20 protein-coding genes are annotated in these 19,620 nt (G+C 64.5%); 7 read left to right on the forward strand and 13 right to left on the reverse strand.

From position 1 onward, the window contains the following. Positions 1–873 precede the first annotated feature (873 nt). The gene (locus tag ACVNHC_RS01930) at positions 874–2,304 is read left to right on the forward strand and encodes a mannose-1-phosphate guanylyltransferase/mannose-6-phosphate isomerase (protein WP_457166296.1); all 1,431 of its coding nucleotides are present in this window, start codon (positions 874–876) and stop codon (positions 2,302–2,304) included. A 100-nt stretch (positions 2,305–2,404) separates the two neighbouring features. On the opposite strand, the gene ACVNHC_RS01935 is transcribed toward ACVNHC_RS01930, so the two are convergent. Further along, positions 2,405–3,283, reverse strand: coding sequence for a LysR family transcriptional regulator (locus ACVNHC_RS01935; RefSeq protein ID WP_457166297.1), 879 nt, complete (start codon positions 3,281–3,283; stop codon positions 2,405–2,407). A 96-nt stretch (positions 3,284–3,379) separates the two neighbouring features. Between ACVNHC_RS01935 and ACVNHC_RS01940 the strand changes: the two genes are divergently transcribed. From ACVNHC_RS01940 to ACVNHC_RS01950, 3 genes are all read left to right on the forward strand, one after another. Next, positions 3,380–3,622: a DUF1127 domain-containing protein gene (locus ACVNHC_RS01940; protein WP_055455115.1), complete on the forward strand. Its 243-nt coding sequence runs from the start codon at positions 3,380–3,382 to the stop codon at positions 3,620–3,622. A 902-nt stretch (positions 3,623–4,524) separates the two neighbouring features. Next, positions 4,525–4,779: a hypothetical protein gene (locus ACVNHC_RS01945; RefSeq protein ID WP_055455114.1), complete on the forward strand. Its 255-nt coding sequence runs from the start codon at positions 4,525–4,527 to the stop codon at positions 4,777–4,779. Between the two features lie 96 nt (positions 4,780–4,875). Continuing rightward, the gene (locus tag ACVNHC_RS01950; RefSeq protein WP_055455113.1) at positions 4,876–5,553 is read left to right on the forward strand and encodes a hypothetical protein; all 678 of its coding nucleotides are present in this window, start codon (positions 4,876–4,878) and stop codon (positions 5,551–5,553) included. Between the two features lie 115 nt (positions 5,554–5,668). On the opposite strand, the gene ACVNHC_RS01955 is transcribed toward ACVNHC_RS01950, so the two are convergent. The 8 genes from ACVNHC_RS01955 to coxB all read right to left on the reverse strand — a co-directional run bounded on the left by ACVNHC_RS01955 (position 5,669) and on the right by coxB (position 12,635). Continuing rightward, positions 5,669–6,451, reverse strand: a complete 783-nt coding sequence (locus tag ACVNHC_RS01955) for an SURF1 family protein (RefSeq protein WP_457166298.1) — start codon at positions 6,449–6,451, stop codon at positions 5,669–5,671. A 113-nt stretch (positions 6,452–6,564) separates the two neighbouring features. Then, positions 6,565–6,987 carry a DUF983 domain-containing protein gene (locus tag ACVNHC_RS01960; RefSeq protein WP_457166299.1) on the reverse strand — a complete coding sequence of 141 codons (423 nt, stop codon included), beginning with the start codon at positions 6,985–6,987 and terminating at the stop codon, positions 6,565–6,567. Between the two features lie 100 nt (positions 6,988–7,087). After that, entirely contained in the window at positions 7,088–7,960 is an 873-nt protein-coding gene (locus ACVNHC_RS01965) for a cytochrome c oxidase subunit 3 (RefSeq protein WP_050472237.1), read from the reverse strand. 63 nt (positions 7,961–8,023) lie between these two features. Next, the gene (locus ACVNHC_RS01970; RefSeq protein WP_457166300.1) at positions 8,024–8,638 is read right to left on the reverse strand and encodes a cytochrome c oxidase assembly protein; all 615 of its coding nucleotides are present in this window, start codon (positions 8,636–8,638) and stop codon (positions 8,024–8,026) included. Between the two features lie 7 nt (positions 8,639–8,645). Then, complete coding sequence (locus ACVNHC_RS01975) at positions 8,646–8,801, reverse strand: hypothetical protein (protein WP_019966588.1); 156 nt, start codon at positions 8,799–8,801, stop codon at positions 8,646–8,648. Between the two features lie 3 nt (positions 8,802–8,804). Then, positions 8,805–9,743, reverse strand: a complete 939-nt coding sequence (locus ACVNHC_RS01980) for a heme o synthase (protein WP_208975589.1) — start codon at positions 9,741–9,743, stop codon at positions 8,805–8,807. Positions 9,744–9,983: 240 nt separating this feature from the next. After that, on the reverse strand, positions 9,984–11,579 hold the full coding sequence (gene ctaD, locus ACVNHC_RS01985; RefSeq protein ID WP_050471981.1) for a cytochrome c oxidase subunit I: 1,596 nt from the start codon (positions 11,577–11,579) through the stop codon (positions 9,984–9,986). A gap of 153 nt (positions 11,580–11,732) precedes the next feature. Further along, the gene (coxB, locus tag ACVNHC_RS01990; RefSeq protein ID WP_058897829.1) at positions 11,733–12,635 is read right to left on the reverse strand and encodes a cytochrome c oxidase subunit II; all 903 of its coding nucleotides are present in this window, start codon (positions 12,633–12,635) and stop codon (positions 11,733–11,735) included. An 814-nt stretch (positions 12,636–13,449) separates the two neighbouring features. Here coxB and ACVNHC_RS01995 point away from each other — a divergent pair. After that, a complete protein-coding gene (locus ACVNHC_RS01995; RefSeq protein ID WP_457166487.1) occupies positions 13,450–13,923 on the forward strand; it encodes an invasion associated locus B family protein in 474 nt (157 codons plus the stop codon). Between the two features lie 227 nt (positions 13,924–14,150). On the opposite strand, the gene tldD is transcribed toward ACVNHC_RS01995, so the two are convergent. Then, positions 14,151–15,590: a metalloprotease TldD gene (gene tldD / locus ACVNHC_RS02000; RefSeq protein ID WP_457166301.1), complete on the reverse strand. Its 1,440-nt coding sequence runs from the start codon at positions 15,588–15,590 to the stop codon at positions 14,151–14,153. Between the two features lie 229 nt (positions 15,591–15,819). Here tldD and ACVNHC_RS02005 point away from each other — a divergent pair, with 229 nt between their 5' ends. Together ACVNHC_RS02005 and ACVNHC_RS02010 are read left to right on the forward strand one after the other, a co-directional pair. After that, a complete protein-coding gene (locus ACVNHC_RS02005; RefSeq protein ID WP_457166302.1) occupies positions 15,820–16,044 on the forward strand; it encodes a DUF2093 domain-containing protein in 225 nt (74 codons plus the stop codon). A gap of 146 nt (positions 16,045–16,190) precedes the next feature. Beyond that, complete coding sequence (locus tag ACVNHC_RS02010; RefSeq protein ID WP_457166303.1) at positions 16,191–16,406, forward strand: hypothetical protein; 216 nt, start codon at positions 16,191–16,193, stop codon at positions 16,404–16,406. Between the two features lie 150 nt (positions 16,407–16,556). On the opposite strand, the gene lpxK is transcribed toward ACVNHC_RS02010, so the two are convergent. From lpxK to ACVNHC_RS02025, 3 genes are read right to left on the reverse strand one after another with little or no spacing between them, the layout of a single operon-like run. Continuing rightward, positions 16,557–17,582 (reverse strand): tetraacyldisaccharide 4'-kinase, encoded by a 1,026-nt coding sequence (gene lpxK, locus ACVNHC_RS02015; protein ID WP_457166304.1) that lies wholly within the window; start codon positions 17,580–17,582, stop codon positions 16,557–16,559. Continuing rightward, positions 17,579–18,901, reverse strand: coding sequence for a 3-deoxy-D-manno-octulosonic acid transferase (locus tag ACVNHC_RS02020; RefSeq protein ID WP_457166305.1), 1,323 nt, complete (start codon positions 18,899–18,901; stop codon positions 17,579–17,581). The genes lpxK and ACVNHC_RS02020 overlap by 4 nt, the downstream gene beginning before the upstream one ends. After that, entirely contained in the window at positions 18,894–19,592 is a 699-nt protein-coding gene (locus ACVNHC_RS02025; protein WP_457166306.1) for a lysophospholipid acyltransferase family protein, read from the reverse strand. Before ACVNHC_RS02025 ends, ACVNHC_RS02020 begins: the two co-directional genes overlap by 8 nt. Positions 19,593–19,620 lie beyond the last annotated feature (28 nt).

The following is a 19,620-nucleotide window of genomic DNA, read 5'->3' on the forward strand; positions in this document are numbered from 1 at the left end:
CAACCGATAAATCGGTAGGGTCTTTCTCATTTTCGCCCCTCCCGGGTTTCCGCGCACACGGCCGCCATCCAGCTGGCGAGTTCGGTGCGGTCTGCGGTTACGGTGTCGAAGCCGCCTATGCGGACAGTCTCAAGGCTCCAGCTCATGCAATCTCATCCATCAACACTTAAAACAACACTCTTCGGGCCGGATGCGGACGCCTCTTCTGCAGAAGTGACCGGAAGGCCCCGTTCATAAAGTCCTTTGGCCAGACCTTGCCGCCTGTCCCGGCAGTCCCGCCTCAAATTGGGCAGCCCGTGCTGCCAGATCCAAAATTCCTGTTCCAGTCACGGTCCGGGCACCCTTCAGCCCCTGGCGGACCGGTCCGGGGCGGCAGCCCCACCCCTCAGGCAGGAGGCAGAGGGGCTCTGGAATAATCCCCCGCCACGCTCCTTGCCCGCAGGCAGACATCTGCCGCATGCGCCTTTCGGGCTGCCGTAGTGCGGCAGCCGCATTCCTCAATGCCACGGCTTGTGATGCGCACGCATCACGCCTTGAATTTGCCCGGACGCCGCACGGGCCCGGCCACATCCCGGTGAGCCAGGCTCATGGGGCTCAGGTATAATCCATTCTGTCCGGTCACTGCCAAATATATTCGTGCCAAACATATCCGTGCTAAACATATCAGGAATTCAGGTTACTTTCCAAACATGATGCAAGCACGCATTCATTTTCGGCTCCCCCTGGGGCTGACAGCCTGTGGCCCCGGCCTGCCAGTTGCGGGGCACCTGATCCTCCATGCCCCTTCCCATGACCCCTTCCCTCCAAGCGGCTGATTTACGGGACCCGTCTTCTCCTTTAGAGACTGTTCGCAGTTTGCAGCGTGAGGCTTTCATGATCACTCCCCTTCTCCTCGTTGGCGGTTCGGGCACCCGGCTCTGGCCCTTGTCACGCAAGAGCTATCCGAAGCAGTTTGCGCCGCTGATCGGCGGGGAAAGCCTGTTCCAGGGCTCGGCCAGGCGGCTTTCGGCGGAGGGTTTTGCCGCGCCTGTCGTCATCACCGGCTCGGATTACCGCTTCATCGTCACCGAGCAGCTCGCCGCCGCGGGCATTGATCCCGGCGCGGTCCTGATCGAGCCGGAGGCGCGCAACACGGCCCCGGCCGTGCTGGCCGCAGCGCTCTACATCGCAAAATCCGATCCGGACGGGCTGATGCTGGTTGCCCCTTCCGACCATGTGGTGCCCAACCCGGCCGCCTTCCGCGCGGCCGTGGCTGCCGGCGTGCCGGCCGCAGAGGCCGGGCAGATCGTCACCTTCGGCATCCGCCCCACCCATGCCGAGACCGGTTATGGCTGGCTGGAGCTTTCCGCCGCCGCCGCCAAGGGCGAGCCGGTGGCGCTGAAGCGCTTTGTCGAGAAGCCGGACCGGGACAAGGCCGAGGCGATGCTCGCCGCCGGGTCCTATCTGTGGAATGCCGGCATCTTCCTGTTCAAGGTCTCCACCATTCTGGATGCCTTCCAGGCGCTGGCGCCGGAGCTGATGGAGCCCGTCACCCGCGCGGTTGACGATGCAAAGTCCGATCTCGGCTTCCTGCGGCTTGATCCGGCGGCCTTTGGCCGGGCGCCGTCCATCTCCATCGACTATGCGGTGATGGAGCGCGCCACCAACCTCACGGCCGTGCCCTTTGGCGCCGGCTGGTCGGACCTTGGCGGCTGGGACATGGTGGCCAAGGAAATGGGGCCGGACGGCCGCGGCAACAGCCTCGGCGGCGAGGCCACGGCCATCGACTGCGACGGCACGCTGCTGCGCTCGGACAGCGACGGGCTGCAGCTCGTCGGCATCGGCCTCAAGGATATCATTGTGGTGGCGATGAATGACGCGGTGCTGGTGGCCGGCAAGTCCCGCGCCCAGGATGTGAAGCTCGCCGTCGAGGCGCTGAAGCAGAAGGGCGCACGCCAGGCCGAAACCTTCCCGCGCGATCACCGGCCGTGGGGCTGGTTCGAGACGCTGGCGCTGGCCGGCCGGTTCCAGGTCAAGCGCATCGTCGTGCATCCGGGCGCTGCCCTGTCGCTGCAGAGCCACCTGCACCGCTCCGAACACTGGATCGTGGTGTCGGGCACCGCGCGGGTGACGGTGAATGAGGATGTGCAGTTGCTCACCGAGAACCAGTCCGTCTATATCCCCCTCGGCGCCACCCACCGGCTGGAAAACCCCGGCAAGGTGCCGATGGTGCTGATCGAGGTGCAGACCGGGGCCTATCTCGGCGAAGACGACATCATCCGCTACGACGACATCTATTCCCGCGGGCAAGGCGCCAAGGGCTGAGACCAGGGCTTTCTATGCCGGCGCATCACGCCTTGAAATGGCTCAGGCGCCGCACGGGCTTGACCAGCTCCCGATGAGTCAAGTTCATCGAGCGCCGGTATTACGGGAAATCCCGTTCCAGCTCGGCTGACAGCCAGCCGAGCAGATTCCGCACGGCTTTGCGGGGGGCGGCCTTGGCCGTGATCTTGGCGTGAAACCCGCCGGGAACCGGCACAAAGCCCAGGGGGGCGGCAAGCCGTCCCGTGGCCAGATCCCGCTCGACCAGCCGCCGCTCCGAAAGGGCCACACCCAGCCCGGCGGCCGCCGCCTCAATGGCCAGCATATGGTGGGGGTGCTCCAGATCCTGCCCCGCCTGGAACGTGACGCCGGCGCGGCGCGCCCATTCCTGCCAGCTTCCGGCCGCCTCCATATGCGTCAGGCTCACCGGTGCGGTCCATATGCCGTCCTGCACGCCGAAGGGATAGTCCGGTGAACAGACCGGCCCGTAGGAGGTGTCCCCGATCGGCGTGACACCGGGCTCCACAGCGGGCGTGCGAAGGCGGTCATAGCTCAGCATCAGATCAAATTCGTGATCGGGCACCCGGCTGGGCCCGGCCATCAGCAGGCGGATCTCGATTTCCGGATGGGTCCGGTAGAGACGCGGCAATCTGGGGGTCAGCCAGCGGGTGGCCAGGGTGGCGCTGAGCAGCAGGGTGATATGGTTCCCGTCCACCTCGCCCCTGAGGCCGCGCGACACCCCGTCCAGCTGGTCCAGAACGGCCGTGACCGCCACCCGCAGCCGTTCGCCGCGCGGTGTCAGCTTCAGCCCCGTGCCGGCCTTCTCGAACAGGCTGCCGCCAAGGTCTTCCGACAAATGGGCGATCTGCTTGCTTATGGCGCTGTGGGTGCGCCCAAGCTCCCCTGCGGCGGCCGTGACGGAGCCGAGCCGTGCCGCCGCCTCAAAGGCCGGCAGGGCTGTCAGCGGAGGGAGACGGCGCATCTTTGTTCCTTCCGGTTACATTACCCCGAAAAATATTCAATTTTTTGGGGCATGTCACCTCGGCTACATCAAGAAAAAAGAACAGAAAGCAAGATCATGCCCAGCGTCATCTACCTTTTCCCGAACCCATCCCTCCATGTGCAGGACCGCGCCCGCGCCGGAGACCACGGCTTGCACCGCATTGCAGGCGTGTGGACCCGCATCTGGCTGGAGCGGATCAGCTACCGGCGCATGCTGCGCAAGGAGCTGCTGCCGCAGCCCGACAGCGTTCTGGCCGACGCCGGCCTCGAGCGGTCCGCCGTTCTTCTCGAAGTGTCCAAGCCCTTCTGGCGGGCCTGAAACGGAAGAGGGTCAGGCATCAACACTTCTGCCCCTTGAGCTGCCACCTTCACGCATCGTGCGGGAAGACGTTTCAGGGCTTTGGCACAAATTGGCAGCCGTTGTTTCAATGGCATGGCCTATCTGTTCCCCTCCCCCTTGAGGGGAGGGGTGAGGGGTGGGGGTAGCAGACTGAAAACACGTGGTATTTTCATTGAAGGTGCGCTGGATAGAGACGAGTGCCAGTCAAGCTGCGCTCCGGCGTGAAGACCCCCACCCCTCCCCCCTCCCCTCAAGGGGGAGGGGAAACGAGAGGCCTCAGCCAGAGTATCAAACTACTGAAACTGCTTACCTTTTCCAGCATCAAAGCAGCGTTTGCAGCCTTTTCTTATACGATGTGTGAATCCGGCAGCCTCAAGGGGGAGGGGTAAGGGGTGGGGGGCTCTGAGTCCGCAACCGTCTGAAAGATAGAGATTTTCCTGAATAGGCATCAGGAGGAGAAGTTGTCTGTCATCAATCGATACTCTGCCGGACAGAAAGGCCTTCCCCCCACCCCTCACCCCTCACCCCTCCCCACGAGGAGGAGGGGGGCTGAAACGCCGTGCAGAGTGACCAGACTGCAGCCTTTCCCCAAACCGTCTCCGGCTTCAGGCACGATGTGTGCATGCGGTGGGTACCAGGGGGAAAGGGGCGCTGCGGCAGAAGGAGAGTGCATTCCTTTGCCTTGTGTCTGCTGTAAACATGCCCCGCGAGGGGGCTGAGAAGCCGTGCCGGAACGGGCTCCCTACTGCGGCCATCTTCCCTGTGCAGAACTCCCCCCGGAAACCGGCGTTTCCTTCAAATTGCAACCTCAATGTTTAACAGTTGTTAACGATTGACGGGCCTACTCAGGTGGCATACGGCTAGTCAGGAGTTTAGAGTTGATGCGACCGGCAGCAGGCGAAACCCGCAAGTCATCCGGCACACCGGAGCACAGGCCCTCCGGCCCATCCGCGCCTGCCGATGCGGCCTGGGCGGAGGATCTGCAGGATGAGGCCTGGGAAGACGCAGGGCGATCGGCCCGCGCAGAGGGAGATGGCATGACCACCTCTTTCCTCCTGTTCAAGAATATGTTGTTCTGGGGCTCGATGGCCCTGGTTCTGACAGCGGCCGGTATTGCGGCCTCCATTCTTTTCTGACTTTTTTCACGCGGTTTTTTAAGTGGTGATCTGGACTTTTGCCGCATTGCGATTGCATGCTGCGTGGGGGTGGCAAGCAAACATAAGGAGCGGGATATGTCCGCGCTTGGCTTTGTTGGCGGCCTTGCCGGTGCCGTGGCTATTGGCATCTACGGCCTGATTGCTTTTGTTTTTCTGACTGCCGCCATGCTGGAACTGGCGGAACGCGGGCGCACAAGCCGCCTGGAGCTTTTCCTCGCTCTGGCGGGCGCCCTTCTGTGGCCAGTCTCTCTTGTGGTTGCTTCGGCTGCCGCGGTCCATGCTGTCCGGCGTGCCCGGCGGCGGCGGCAGGCCAATACGGCACGCATGCCCTCCGGCGGCCGCGAAGAGCCGGAAAGGCCCGTCTCAGGCAAGCCCGCGATTGCGCTGGTCGAACGGGACACGGCCAGCCGCGGGGCACACAGCGAAGCGCCGCCTCACCCGAAGCACTCCGCCCAAGCCGGTGGGCGGGATGCAGAGCCTGGCCCTGCCGCTTCCGTTTCCACCTCTGCCAGTTCCACACCTTCCGTCCAGCCATCTGCCATAGGCGGTCCCGTGGTGCGTACGCTTGCGCCCCTGCAGATGCAGCCGCAGCCGCCCTTCGGCATGCCGGGGCCCGACAGCCGCAGCCGCATCATCCTGTCCCCGCGGCAGCTTCTGGGGGCTGTCCGGCTGGGCGAGCCCAGGAGCAGCGCAAGCCGTCTCCGTCTGCGGCAGACCAGCCTCAGCAAGCCGCCGAAAGGCAAGCCAGGCTGAAGATGGGGCTGGGCGGCTGCCGTCTGTCCGGGCGCACAGAAGCCCATACCTGTAGAAGCCCATACCTGCAGGCTCACATATCTACAGAGGCCGGAGGCATTGCGCCTTGAGCCGTTCAGGCTTTCCGGCGGAATATCTGCACCGCATAGGCAATGAAAACCCCGGCGAGCGTGGCGGCAAGGCCGAACCACGTCAGGGCATAGCCGAGGTGATCGTTCTTGAACTTCACCACCGTTTCACCCGCCCTGGGTAATCCGTCCGTCCCGGTGAAGGCGGCATCGAGATCGATGCTGTAGGGCGCGAGGCTGCCGGTGGCGCCCAGAATTCTGGCCATGTGATCCGTATCGCGGGCAAACCAGATGCGCTTTCCGGCGTCAACCGCGGGGGTTGTCCAGTTCGGCTCCTCCCGGCGGCGCAAAAGGCCCGTCAGTTGCTGCTCGCCCAGCGGCGGGGTTTCCAGTGCCGCCATCAGATCCGCTGCCAGCCCTTGCGGCACAAAACCCCGGTTGATCATCACCAGCCAGCCTTCCTCCGTGACGAGCGGGCTGTAGATCATGTAGCCCGGGCCGGACGGTGCGCCGGACTTGACCGGCAGGGATGTGTAGTAATAGGCCGCGCCCGGCAGATAGCGGCCGCTGACGGCCACATGGCGGTAGTCGGTCAGGGGATCGGCGGTGACCTGCGGCCAGTCCTGCGGCCCGGGCGCGGGAACAGCCGGCCGTGCCACATCTGCGCTCACCCGTTCGATCAAGGCTTCTTTCCAGGCCAGCCGCTGCATCTGCCACAGGCCAAGATTGAGGAGAATGGCAAGGCCGATGGCTGCCGCCACTCCCGGAACAAGCAGGCGGCGGACAGCAGATTGGCCGGAGGAACGGGAGGGGCGGTTTGAGGCGGACACGTGCTTCGATCCTGTTCGGCTTGCGGATTGGCTGATACCAATGCTCGATGAGCTTGAGCATTTTCAAGGCGTGATGCGTCAGCATCGAAAGCCTTGGTATGAGACTGCCGGGTTCAGGCCTCGTCCTGGCCCCCCGCATCAAGCCTGCCTTCGGCCGCATCATTGCGGTATTGCATGGCGATCATCAGCCCCTTCAACGGGCGCAGCACGCCGAGGCCGAGGATGACGGTCAGCGGCAGCCAGAGCAGCAGATGCAGCCATATGGGCGGCGCATAGGCCAGTTCCACCGCCAGCACCAGCCCCACCACGATGAAGCCGACGATCATGATGACGAAAACGGCCGGACCATCGCCGCTTTCCGCGGCAAAGGCAAGGTCGAGGCCGCAGGCCGTGCAGGCCGGGCGGGGCGTCAGGAAGCCGCGGAACAGCCGCCCTTCCCCGCAGCGCGGGCAGCGGCATCTCAGACCGGCGGACACCGGATTCTGCGGCGGATAAAGCGCCCTGTCCTGGAAGCTGTTCTGCAAGCTGTTCTGCATCGAAACCTCTCCTGCCCCGCCTGAAAGCGAAAAGCCCGGCCAGATGGCATGCATGCCACCCGTCCGGGCCCATTCTGTTTACACCGGTTTCAGCGCCGCGTCAGTGCGTCGGTACGCCCCATGCGCCCCAGATATAGATGGTGGCGAAGAGGAACAGCCACACCACGTCGACGAAGTGCCAGTACCAGGCCGCCGCCTCGAAGCCGAAATGCTTCTGCGGGGTGAACTGGCCGGCCGAAGCGCGGATGAGGCAGACCGCCAGGAAGATGGTGCCGACGATCACGTGGAAGCCGTGGAAGCCGGTCGCCATGTAGAAGGTGGCGCCATAGATGTTGCCCGAGAAGGCAAAGCTGGCGTGGGCATATTCATAGGCCTGGCAGATCGAGAAGATCACGCCGAGGATCACGGTGAGGGTCAGACCCCACTTCAGGCCCTGACGGTCGTTCTCGAGCAGCGCATGATGTGCCCAGGTCACGGTGGTGCCGGAGGTGAGCAGGATCAGCGTGTTCAGCAGCGGCAGGTGCCAGGGATCAAACGGGGTGATGCCTTCCGGCGGCCAGACGCCGCCGGTTGCCTCGACACGGGCATACTGGATGGCTTCGCTGGTGAAGAGCGAGGCATCGAAGAAGGCCCAGAACCAGGCGACGAAGAACATCACTTCCGAGGCGATGAACAGGATCATGCCATAGCGCAGGTGCAGACTGACCACGCGGGTGTGATGGCCTTCCAGCGATTCGCGCACGGTGTCCCGCCACCAGGCGTACATGACGTAGAGAACGATCACGAGGCCAACGGCGAAGAGGCCCCAGCCGGTGAGATCGGCACCGAAGATGGTGAAATCGGCGCCCTTGGCAGAGCGCATCAGGCCGATCCCGCCCAGAGCGAGAATGAAGGCGCCCATCGAGGCCAGGAACGGCCAGGGGCTTGGGTCCACAAGGTGGTAGTCGTGGTTCTTGGTATGTGCCTCAGCCATGGGCATGCTCCCCGAAGTTCCAAATGCGTTCCGGACGGACCGGCCGTTCAGCGGCCTGACCCATCACAAATTGCTCTCCGCTGCCGGATCCGCAGGTCTGGCAGCGACTGGTTTGACCGGATGTTGCACCGGGTAGAAAGTATAAGACAGGGTGATTTCCTTGACGTGCTTCAGGTCAGGATCTTCGTCCATCGCCGGGTCGACAAAGAACACCACCGGCATTTCAACGCCCTCACCGGCGGCCAGCGCCTGTTCGGTGAAGCAGAAGCACTGCATCTTGTTGAAATAGGCCCCTGCCTCGAACGGCGTGACGTTGAACACGGATGTGCCCGTGGTCACGTCAGAGCTGGTGTTATGGGCCTCATAGGCCACCTGCATGGTCTCGCCCATGCGCAGGGTCACGCTGCGCTGCTGCGGCTTGAAGCTCCAGGGCAGCGCGCCATTGATGTTGCCATCAAAACGGACGGTGATCTTGCGGTCGATGATGGTGCCGCTCTCGCTCTCGGCGCGCTGTGTCGTGCCCCCGAAACCGGTGACCTGGCAGAACAGTTCATACAGCGGCACGGCAGCGAAGGAGGCGCCCACCATCGCAAAGAAGATGGCCGCACAGACGAAAGCCACCTTTCGATTGCTGGCATCACGGCGGCAAAGATCCATTCCGTTCGTTTCGCTGTTCATGAGGGCCTCACAAAGGGCGCTGCAGAACGGCAGCGCCCAGCTTCAACCAGGTGACGAGATAGAACAGAACCACGAGACCGGCCAGGGACAGGCCGATCGCGAGCGAGCGGGCCTTGCGCCGCTTCAGCTGTTCATCGGTGAGCTTGATACCGTCTTCCGTCATGGCTCAAAGCATCCGCCCGGCAAGGCTCTCGCCCAGCATCAGGGCATAGAGCAGGAAAAGATAGAGGATGGAGAAGCTGAACAGCCGCACGGCCGCCTTGCGGGCCGCCTCGCCCTCGCGCTTGCGGTAGACGGCAACCGCCAGCCCCAGGAACACGGCGCCCAGCACGGTGGCGGCCACACCATAGACCACGCCGGCAAAGCCGAGCGCATAGGGGGCCACCGCCAGCGGCGCCAGAATGATGGAATAGATCAGGATCTGGCGGCGCGTTGCCGTTTCACCGGCGACGACCGGCAGCATCGGTATTCCGGCGGCGCGGTAGTCACCGCTCTTGAACAGGGCCAGAGCCCAGAAATGCGGCGGCGTCCACATGAAGATGATCAGGAACAGCACGACGCTTTCGAGGCTGATGCTGCCCGTGACGGAGGCCCAGCCGATCATCGGAGGGAAAGCACCGGCCGCGCCACCGATGACGATGTTCTGCGGCGTCGAGCGCTTCAGCCACATGGTATAGACAACCGCGTAGAAGAAGATCGTGAAGGCGAGGAAGGCACCGGCGAACCAGTTGACCAGGAGCCCGAGCACGAGCACGGAGCCGATCGACAGCACCATGCCAAAGGCCAGGGCCTCGTCCGGCGTGATCTTGCCGGCCGGGATCGGCCGCTTTGCGGTGCGGCTCATCACGGCGTCGATGTCCGCGTCATACCACATGTTCAGGGCACCGGAGGCGCCAGCGCCAACGGCAATGCACAGAAGGGCAACCCCGGCGAAAAGCGGATGGATCGAGCCGGGCGCCAGCATCATGCCGACAAAGGCGGTGAAGATCACGAGCGACATGACCCGCGGCTTCAGCAGGGCGATGTAGTCGCCAACCGAACCCATGCCACCGTTCCAGACGGCGGGGCCGGCAGTCATCCTGTCATTGCTCTCTGCGAGAGACATCGGCTCTTCCTCGTACCTGTGCGTCCTGGGCTCCGCGGCGGGCGCGGAGATGAGGGCTTTGCACCCGCGGCCCTGCGGCCAGGTGCTGCCCTTTCTCTTCGGGTGCCCTGCCGCAGCAGGGCGCAGACAGCTGACCTGTCTGCTGGATCCGCCAAGATTACGGCTTTTCCCGTATGAAGGATCCGGGCGAAATGCCGCGCCCATGCGGCGCGGCATTTCTGTTTCCTGCAGGAGCGCTGCTTACTTGATGCGCGGCAGCGTCTCGAACTGGTGGAACGGCGGGGGCGAGGACAGGGTCCACTCCAGCGTGGTCGCGCCTTCACCCCAGGGGTTGTTGCCCGCAACGCGCTTCTTCATGAAGGCTTCCAGAATGCCGAACAGGAAGACGAACACCGCGAAGGCCGAGATGTAGGACCCGATGGAGGACACAAAGTTCCAACCGGCCAGCGCATCCGGGTAATCAGCATAGCGGCGCGGCATGCCGTTGAGGCCGAGGAAGTGCTGCGGGAAGAACACCAGGTTCACGCCGATGAAGGTGATCCAGAAGTGTGCCTTGCCGATGGTTTCATTGTACATGTAGCCGGAGATCTTCGGGAACCAGTAGTACCAGGCTGCGAAGATACCGAACACGGCGCCGAGCGACAGCACGTAGTGGAAGTGCGCCACCACGTAATAGGTGTCATGCAGCGCGCGGTCGAGGCCGGCGTTGGCCAGCTGCACACCCGTCACACCGCCAACGGTGAACAGGAAGATGAAGCCGATGGCCCAGACCATCGGGGTGCGGAACTCGATGGAGCCGCCCCACATGGTGGCGATCCAGGAGAAGATCTTCACACCCGTCGGCACCGCAATCACCATGGTGGCGGCGACGAAGTAAGCCTGCGTTTCGACCGACATGCCGACGGTGTACATGTGGTGCGCCCACACGATGAAGCCGACCACGCCGATGGCGACCATGGCATAGGCCATGCCGAGGTAACCGAAGATCGGCTTGCGGGAGAAGGTGGAGACGATGTGGCTGATGATGCCGAAGGCCGGCAGGATCAGGATGTACACTTCCGGGTGGCCAAAGAACCAGAACAGGTGCTGGAACAGGATCGGGTCACCGCCACCGGCCGGGTTGAAGAAGGCCGTGTCGAAGTTGCGGTCCGTCAGCAGCATGGTGATGGCACCGGCCAGAACCGGCAGCGACAGCAGCAGCAGGAAGGCCGTGATCAGCACCGACCAGGCGAACAGCGGCATCTTGTGCAGGGTCATGCCCGGCGCGCGCATGTTGAAGATGGTGGTGATGAAGTTGATCGCACCCAGGATCGACGAGGCGCCGGAAATGTGCAGCGCCAGGATCGCCAGATCCACCGCCGGGCCGGGCTGGCCGGAGGAGGAGTAAGGCGGATACATGGTCCAGCCGCCGCTCACGCCGGTGGAGCCCGGAGCCCCCTCCACGAACAGCGACAGCAGCAGCAGCGCGAAGGACGGCGGCAGCAGCCAGAAGGAAATGTTGTTCATGCGCGGGAAGGCCATGTCCGGCGCGCCGATCATGATCGGCACGAAGTAGTTGGCATAGCCGCCGATCAGCGCCGGCATGACCATGAAGAAGATCATGATCAGGCCATGGGCCGTCGTGAAGACGTTGAACATGTCCGGGTTGGAGAAGATCTGCATCCCCGGCTCCTGCAGCTCCATGCGGATGCCGACCGAGAGCGCGCCGCCGATGATGCCGGCGATGATTGCGAAGATGAGATAGAGAATGCCGATGTCCTTGTGGTTGGTCGAATAGACCCACCGGCGGAAACCAGTCGGATGGTCATGAGCGCCATGCGCAGCAGCCGCAGCCATGATCGAGCTCCCTCTTGAATTTCACGACAGGGCGGGCGGCTCCTCTTGCCCTCCGCGCCCCTCTGGATTGAGCGGAAGCGGCGAGAACCCCGCCGCACCCGTTTCAGCTTGAGCAGGTGCGGTGGCCGTGCCGCCGCCCCGGATTTTTCCGCCTCAGCGAGCGGCGACAGCCGTGTTGCGCTCAGCTGCGATGGCCGCCATCAGCTGCTTGTGTGCGCCGTCGATGTCGGTCTTGGCAGTCTCGGCCCAGGCGTCGAACTGCTCCTGCGTGACCACCCGGATGGCGATCGGCATGAAGGCATGATCCTTGCCGCAAAGCTCGGAGCACTGGCCGTAATAGATGCCGGTCTCGCGGGCGTTGAACCAGGTCTCGTTCAGGCGGCCCGGGATCGCATCGATCTTGATGCCGAAGGCCGGCATGGCGAAGGCATGGATCACGTCACCCGCCGTCACCTGGACGCGGACGGTCTTGTTGACCGGCACGACCACATCATAGTCGGTGGCGAGGAGGCGCGGCACGTCGCTCAGGGGAACGCCGCGTTCCTGCGCCGCCTGCTGGCGCTCGTCGTCCTTGAGCATGATCGCTTCAAAGGCGATGCCTTCCAGCGCCTCGTCCGTATATTCGTAGCCCCAGTACCACTGAAAACCGGTGGCCTTGATGGTCATGTCATAGGCCGGGATCTCGACCTGCTTGTACAGCAGGCGGAAAGACGGCACGGCGATGACGACCAGAATGAGGATCGGCACAACCGTCCAGGCCACTTCGATCATCGTGTTGTGCGAGGTGCGCGAGGGCGACGGGTTGGCCTGACGGCGGAACCGCACCATCACGTAGATCAGCAGCGCCAGCACGAACAGCGTGATGATGGTGATGATGCCAAGCGTGAAGTTCTTGAACCAGTGAATGTCGTCCATCACCTCGGTGACAGAGTTCTGCAGGCCAAGCTGCCAGCTGGACATACCGCCTGAGACTTCGGCCATTGCCGCACCGGCGGTTCCCGCCAGCAAGACAGCCGCTGCACCTGCCGCAATGAGACGCTTGAAGTTTGCCTTCACGTCCGCGCTCCCTTCCCTTGCCCGCCCCCCGGGCGGATCATGCTCAATTCGCCCGCCTTGCGGCGGTTTTCCTTGTGTCCGCCCCGGGGCGGCCTGCGCGGCCTGCCCTTGCGGCGGAGATGCCCCATCCCCACCTTGCGGGTTGGGACAGCTTCCGGTTCCGCCTGCAGCACGCCCCGTCCGGAGGCAATCCGGTCATCGGCCGGTTTCCGGCGGGTGCCCTGCTGCCTCGTCGTCAAGGCAGAACCTTCAAACTCTTGCGGGACAGCCAAACCTCCCGCCCGAGGCCGGCGCCCTTTTGGCGCCCTGCATCAGACCGGAGTGTCTCGCGTCCGTTTCGCGTATGATAATACGCATATAACCGCATGCTGCACGATGCGGCCAAGGGAGGAGCGACGTTCTGCCGCAGCCTTTTCACTTCTCCCTCTTCGGGCACAAAAACCACAAGAGAACGGCCTTAGCAATGGGTTTGTCGTGATTTCGCCAGAGCTTGTCCATTTCCCCGCCTTGATCCTTGTCAATATTTTACAGCTTGGCTGAAACCTCCGGCCAGCGGCCAGCTCCATGCACAGGTTGATCAGAATCAACGCAGCCAGCGGCAGGCTGGCATTTTTCCCGCCTCTTGCAGCGTTTCCGCCTTGCTTCTGCCATGGAGCCTATTGAAATGTGGATCACGCTGCCCGCTTGCGGCATTGTGCGTTGAGTTTTAAGAACCTGATTCGCCCTTGCGGCGTTGAATGACCCAGTCGGAGAAAAGTCCTTGCTGACCCGTATCCCGCGCCTTGCCGCTTTTGCCGCCCCGGTTTTTGGCCTCCTGTTGGGCCTGGGGGTACAGGCCATCACCAGCCCCGCCCTTGCCCAGGGCGAGGTGAAGGCTGTTCACGGTGACTGGCAGATGCGCTGCGACACCCCTCCGGGGGCCGAAAGCGAACAGTGCGCCCTTATCCAGAACGTGACGGCGGAAGACCGGGACAATGTGGGCCTTTCGGTCATCGTGCTGAAGACCGCCGACAAGCAGGCGCGCATCCTGCGCGTGCTGGCGCCGCTCGGCGTGCTGCTGCCCTCCGGCCTTGGCCTGCGTGTTGATGAGGCCGATATCGGCCGCGCCGCCTTCGTCCGCTGCCTGCCCAATGGCTGCATTGCCGAAGTGATCCTGCAGGATGACGTGGTGGGCAAGCTGCGCGCCGGCAAGCAGGCCACCTTCATCATCTTCCAGACCCCGGAAGAAGGCATCGGCATCCCGATTTCGCTCGCCGGCTTCTCCGCCGGCTTCGACGCCCTGCCGTAACGCCGCCGCATACCTTCGCGCCTTCAGGACCCGCCTGCTGCAACAGCTGGCGGGTCTTTTCATGCCGTTTTCACACCTCGAAGCCGAAGCCGCGCAGGGCAGCTTCAAGGCGTTGTACCAAGGCTTTCGATGCTGACGCATCACGCCTTGAAAATGCTCAAGCGCCGCAAGGGCTTCAGAGAGCCATCGTGCCACTGCCGGATGAGCCAGGCTCCCGGGAACGGATATCAGACTGCCGTGCCGCCGACCGTCAGCCCGTCGAGCCTGAGCGACGGCTGGCCGACGCCCACCGGCACGCCCTGCCCCTGTTTGCCGCAGGTGCCCATGCCCGGGTCAAGCGCCATATCATTGCCGATCATGCTGACGCGGGTCAGTGCATCCGGGCCATTGCCGATCAGCATCGCCCCCTTCAGCGGCGCGCCAACCTTGCCGTTCTCGATGCGGTAGGCTTCCGTGCAGGAGAAGACGAACTTGCCGCTGGTGATATCCACCTGCCCGCCGCCGAAGGACACGGCATAGATGCCGTTCTTCACCGAAGCGAGGATTTCCTGCGGGTCCTTGTCGCCGCCCATCATGATGGTGTTGGTCATGCGCGGCATGGGAATATGGGCAAAGGACTGGCGGCGGCCATTGCCGGTGGGCTTCATGCCCATCAGCCGGGCATTCTGCCGGTCCTGCATGTAGCCCACCAGAATGCCGTCCTCGATCAGCGGCGTTAAGGCCGAGGGCGTGCCCTCGTCATCCACGGTGATGGAGCCGCGCCGGCCGGCAATCGTGCCGTCATCCACAATGGTCACGCCGGGGGCCGCCACGCGCTGGCCCATCAGCCCGGCGAAGGCGGACGTCTTCTTGCGGTTGAAATCCCCTTCCAGCCCGTGGCCCACCGCCTCATGCAGCAGGATGCCCGGCCAGCCGGGGCCCATCACCACGTCAAACGTACCGGCGGGCGCAGGCACCGCCTCGAGATTGACCAGCGCCCGGCGCAGCGCCTCATCCACACCCGCCTGCCAGGCCTCCGGCGTGATGAAACGGGCAAAGCCCTCACGTCCGCCGCAGCCAAAGGAGCCGGTTTCCATGCGCTCGCCCGAGGCCGCCACCACGGAGATGGACAGGCTCACCATCGGCCGTACATCACGCACCCGGTGGCCATCGGCCCGCAGAATGTCCACCACCTGCCAGGAACCGCCGATGGAGGCCGTCACCTGCCGCACGCGCGGATCACGCGCCCGCGCAAAGGCGTCGATCTCCTGCAGCAGCTTCACCTTTTCCTCGAAGCTCGGCCCCGCCAGCGGGTTGAGGTCCGGATAAAGCTGCACATTGGTGCGGGCGGGCGCTGCGGCATAGCTGCCCGCATGGCCGGAGCGCACCGCCGACACCGCATCCGCCGCCCGCTTCAGCGCCGCTTCCGAAATCTCGCCCGAATGGGCATAACCGGCCGCCTCGCCGCAGACAGCCCGCAGGCCAAAGCCCTGCGACGTATCGTAATTGGCGCCCTTCAGGCGGCCATTGTCGAACACCAGCCCTTCCGACTGCCGGTATTCCACAAACAGCTCCCCATCATCCGCCCCCGCCAGCGCCTCCCCCACAATCCGCCGCGCCGCCTCCATCCCAAGCCCGGTGGCTTCAATCAGATCCGGAATGGCAACGGCAGAAGGGGACTGGCTCATCGGTGTCTTTCAGCTGACTTGCGGAACAGGGACCCGGCACAGAGGGAGCACCGGTTTTGAGGTAACATAGCGGGTTGGATGGGGGAATTCATCCCCTGTGGATGAGCCCCGGTATTGACTTCCGCCAGTCTCAAGCCCCCGGCATTGACCATCCCCCGGCTTCCGGCCATAACCGGCGCAAGAGTTGGGGCTTGCCTCAGGGGTGGGCCGGATGCAGGAGAGAGACGTGATGAACCGTATGGAAACCCCGCGCATACCGGGTGAGGCGCGTCTGCGCTATCTGGATGGTGATTTCCAGATCGAGTCCCCCGGCACCTTCGTGCGCTGTGCCGTGACCGGGCAGTCCATTCCGCTGGACGAGCTGAAATACTGGAACGTGGAGCGCCAGGAGGCCTATGTGGACCCCGCCGCCGCCCACACCCGCTTCGTGCAGTTCGAGGGCAAAGACCTCTGAGGTTTTTGCTGTCCGGGGCCGGTTAGCCCGCTGTGCATGCGGGACAGCGGGGGATCGGGCATGACATGCCCTGCGTCCCTTACGGGTCCCGGCTCAGGGCCGGGACGGCGCGGAGAAATGATTGCCTTCTGGGGCAATTGAGGTCGTTGACAAAGCAAGAGCTCTCCTCTTTCGTCATCGCCGGGCTTGTCCCGACCATCTGCAAGCCATTGATTTGGTTAGATCCTCGGCACAAGGCCGAGGATGACGATGGAGAGGCCGAAGGTTTGTCAGCAGTCTGGATTGCCTTCTGGGGCAATTCCACCTTCTCCAAGTTCAAAGAACGCAGCCTGACCATCCCCACTGTGCCGTCCCGGCCTTGAGCCGGGACCTGTGAGGGTTTCTCTGCCTGCTGGTTCGGCCAACTGTGCCTCAGTCATGGCAAGAGGGCAGGATCTGCGCTCAGAATACGAGCTTCCGTGACATGACTGCCGGATCTCCGCTGCGTCTCTCCGGGAAGACAGCCCCTCCCCTCACCGGCTGCGGAAGGGGCGGCGGCGGAGGGTTTCGGAGATGAGGTCCATGAGGCGGGATTGCGGCTCGATGCGCATGTCCACTTCCAGCACGGCGGAGCGTTTGGCGAGCCAGCGGTAGATCTCGCCTTCTGCGCTTTCGATGCGGGCCATGTCCTTGGCGGTGGTCACAAGTTGCAGGTTGTCCGTTTCGGCTCGGGTGAGAAGGCTTTGCGCTTCGGCTTCCGAATAGGGGTGATGATCGCCGAAGGCGCGGGTTTCCGCCACTTCGGCCCCGGCAGCGGCAAGGCTTGCGAAGAATTTCTGCGGCCGTCCGATGCCCGCATAGGCCAGCACCTTCTGCCCCTCGAACTCCGCGCCATTGGTGGGGGTGATCTTCGCCTCGATGATCGGCAGGCCGCGCCGGGCGGCAAGATGCACGGCTTTGGCGGCGCGGCTGCCCTCGCCCACCACCACCAGAGCATCGGCCTTGCGGATCTGGGCGGAAAGCGGCGCGCGCAAGGGACCGGCGGGCAGGCACAACCCGTTGCCGGTGCCGACTTCAGCATCCACCAGAGCCAGCGTCAGATCCTTGGCCAGCGCCGGGTTCTGGAAGCCGTCGTCCATGAGGATGAGGCTTGCTTCCAGCGTGGCGGCGAAGGCCGCGCCCTCCGGCCGGTTGGCGGCGACAATCGTGGGCGCAGCGGCGGCCAGCAGAAAGGCCTCGTCGCCCACATCGGCGCCGCTGTGCTTTTCCGGGTCCACCAGCACCGGGCCCTTCAGCCGCCCGCCATAGCCGCGCAGCAGGAACACCGGCTTGTGCCCCTCGGCCTGCAGCAGGGCGCAGAGCTTCAGGGCAAAGGGCGTCTTGCCCGCCCCGCCGACGACGAAATTGCCGATGCAGATGACCGGAAGGCTGGCATGGGCGGAAGGCGCCTGATGCATCCGGCGGCCGGAGACTGCGCCGTAAATGAAGGAGAGAGGCGAAAGCAGCGCGGCCTTCAGGCTGATCCTGTCATGCCACCAGAAGGCTGGAGCCGTTCTCATTCCCCGGAAATCCCGTCCCTTGCACCGCTGTCAGCGTAGAGCAAAGGCCGCAGATGTTCCAGCGTGCGATCCAGCGCGCCTGCACCTGCCTCCGCAACGGCAAAGGCACGCGCTGCCATGGCCTTGCGGCCCGGCTCATCGGCCAGAAGCCGGGCAATGGCCGGGCCGAGTTCTGCCGGATCATCGACGCGCACGGCCGCCTGCGCATCCCACAGGTCGCGGTAGACGGCCCGGGCATTGGCAACGAGCGGCCCGGTAACGAGCGGCACGTTCAACTGCGCCGGCTCCACCGGATTATGGCCGCCCACGGGCGCAAAAGACCCGCCGAGGAAGACAGCCGGCGCCAGCCGCAGGAACAGCCCCATCTCACCCAGCGTGTCGGCGATATAGACATCGAGATCCGCCGCTGGAAACGCCCCGCAGGAGCGCTGCGCCGCCTTGAGGCCCGCGCCTGAAGCCAGCGCTGCGATATCACCGCCGCGCACCGGATGGCGCGGCATCAGCAGCGTCAGCAGGCCGGGAAAGCGCTCCGCCAGGTGCTTGTGGGCGGCGAGGACGATCTCATCTTCGCCCGGATGGGTGGAGGCGGCCAGCCACAGCGGGCGGCCAGCCATCTGCGCCGAAAGGGCGGCAACGGCGGCAGGGTCTGCCAGCGGCGGGGCGGCGTCGAATTTCAGGTTGCCGGGGGAGCGCACATTGGCCACGCCCAGCTTGCGGTAGCGCGCGGCATCCGCCTCACTCTGGGCCAGGCACAGGCTGACGCAGCCGAAGACGGCCCGGCCGAAGGCACGGCTTTTCTCCCACTTGGCGCCGGAGCGGGCCGACATGCGCCCGTTGATGATGGCAAGCGGAATGCCCGTCCGCGCCAGCCGGGCGAAGGTGCCGGGCCAGATCTCCGATTCCACCACCAGCGCCAGATCCGGCTGCCAGTGGGCGAGAAACCGGCGGACAAGCTGCGGCGCATCAAAGGGGGCATATTGATGGAAGGCCCCCTGGGGCAGGCGCTGCGCGGCAATTTCCGCAGAGGTGCGCGTCACCGTGGTCAGGAGCACGCTGGCGCCCTCACCCGTCAGCCGTTCGATCAGCGGCAGTACCGAGTTGGTTTCGCCAACACTGGCGGCATGCAGCCAGACCAGCCGGCCTTGCGGGCGTGGGCGGGAGGCCATGCCGAAACGCTCGCCGCGCCGTGCCGGATCTTCCTTGCCCGCCCGCACGCGGGAGGCATGCAGCAGCTTCAGGACCGGCAGGGCCAGCCCTGCCACGGCTCCATAAGCGCGCAAGGGAAAGGAAGCGGCGGCAGCGGCGCGCGCGTCAGCCATGGCGTTTCCCGGTCAGGGCATAGGCGCGGGCCGTCACTTCGTTGAGACCGGCCTCGACGGCAAGGCGGGCCACTTCCAGCGCCACGTCATCGGCATCATTGGCCACATAAATGGGCTCGCCGATGGCGATGGCAGCGCGGCCGAACGGCAGGTTCAGGCTCGCCTTGTCCCAGCTGTTGAAGGTGAGGAAGCGGCTGGTGGCAATGGCAAAGGGCACGATGGGGCGGCCCGAATGGCGGGCCATCTGCACGATGCCCTGTCCGGCAACACGGGCCGGCCCCTTCGGCACATCCGCCGTCAGGGCCATGATGCCGCCCTCCTTCAGCACGCGCAGGCCCTCGATGAAGCCGCGCATGCCGCCGCGCTTGGTGATCTGGTAGGACTTCTGGCTGCCCGAGGCGCGGATCAGCTTCAGGCCCAGCTTCTCTGCCGCCGTGGCGTTGATCTCGCCATCCGCTGAGCGGGAGATCATCACATGCACGTCCCAGTCGTCAGGCCGGGTGAAGGGCATCATGAAATGCTGGCCATGCCACATGGCGCAGATGAAGGGCCGGTGCGGCTGCAGCCGCTCATAGGCATCCGGCGGATCAATGACCATGCTGTTCGTCTTGCGCACAAGACGCAGGTAAGCCGCCAGCAGCAAGCCAGCGGCCTTCAACAGCGCGGGATTCCGGCCGAGTTTCTTAAGCATTCTGTTCCTGACGTCGCGCCCGAGGGAT

This window comes from Pannonibacter sp. Q-1 (assembly GCF_054073275.1).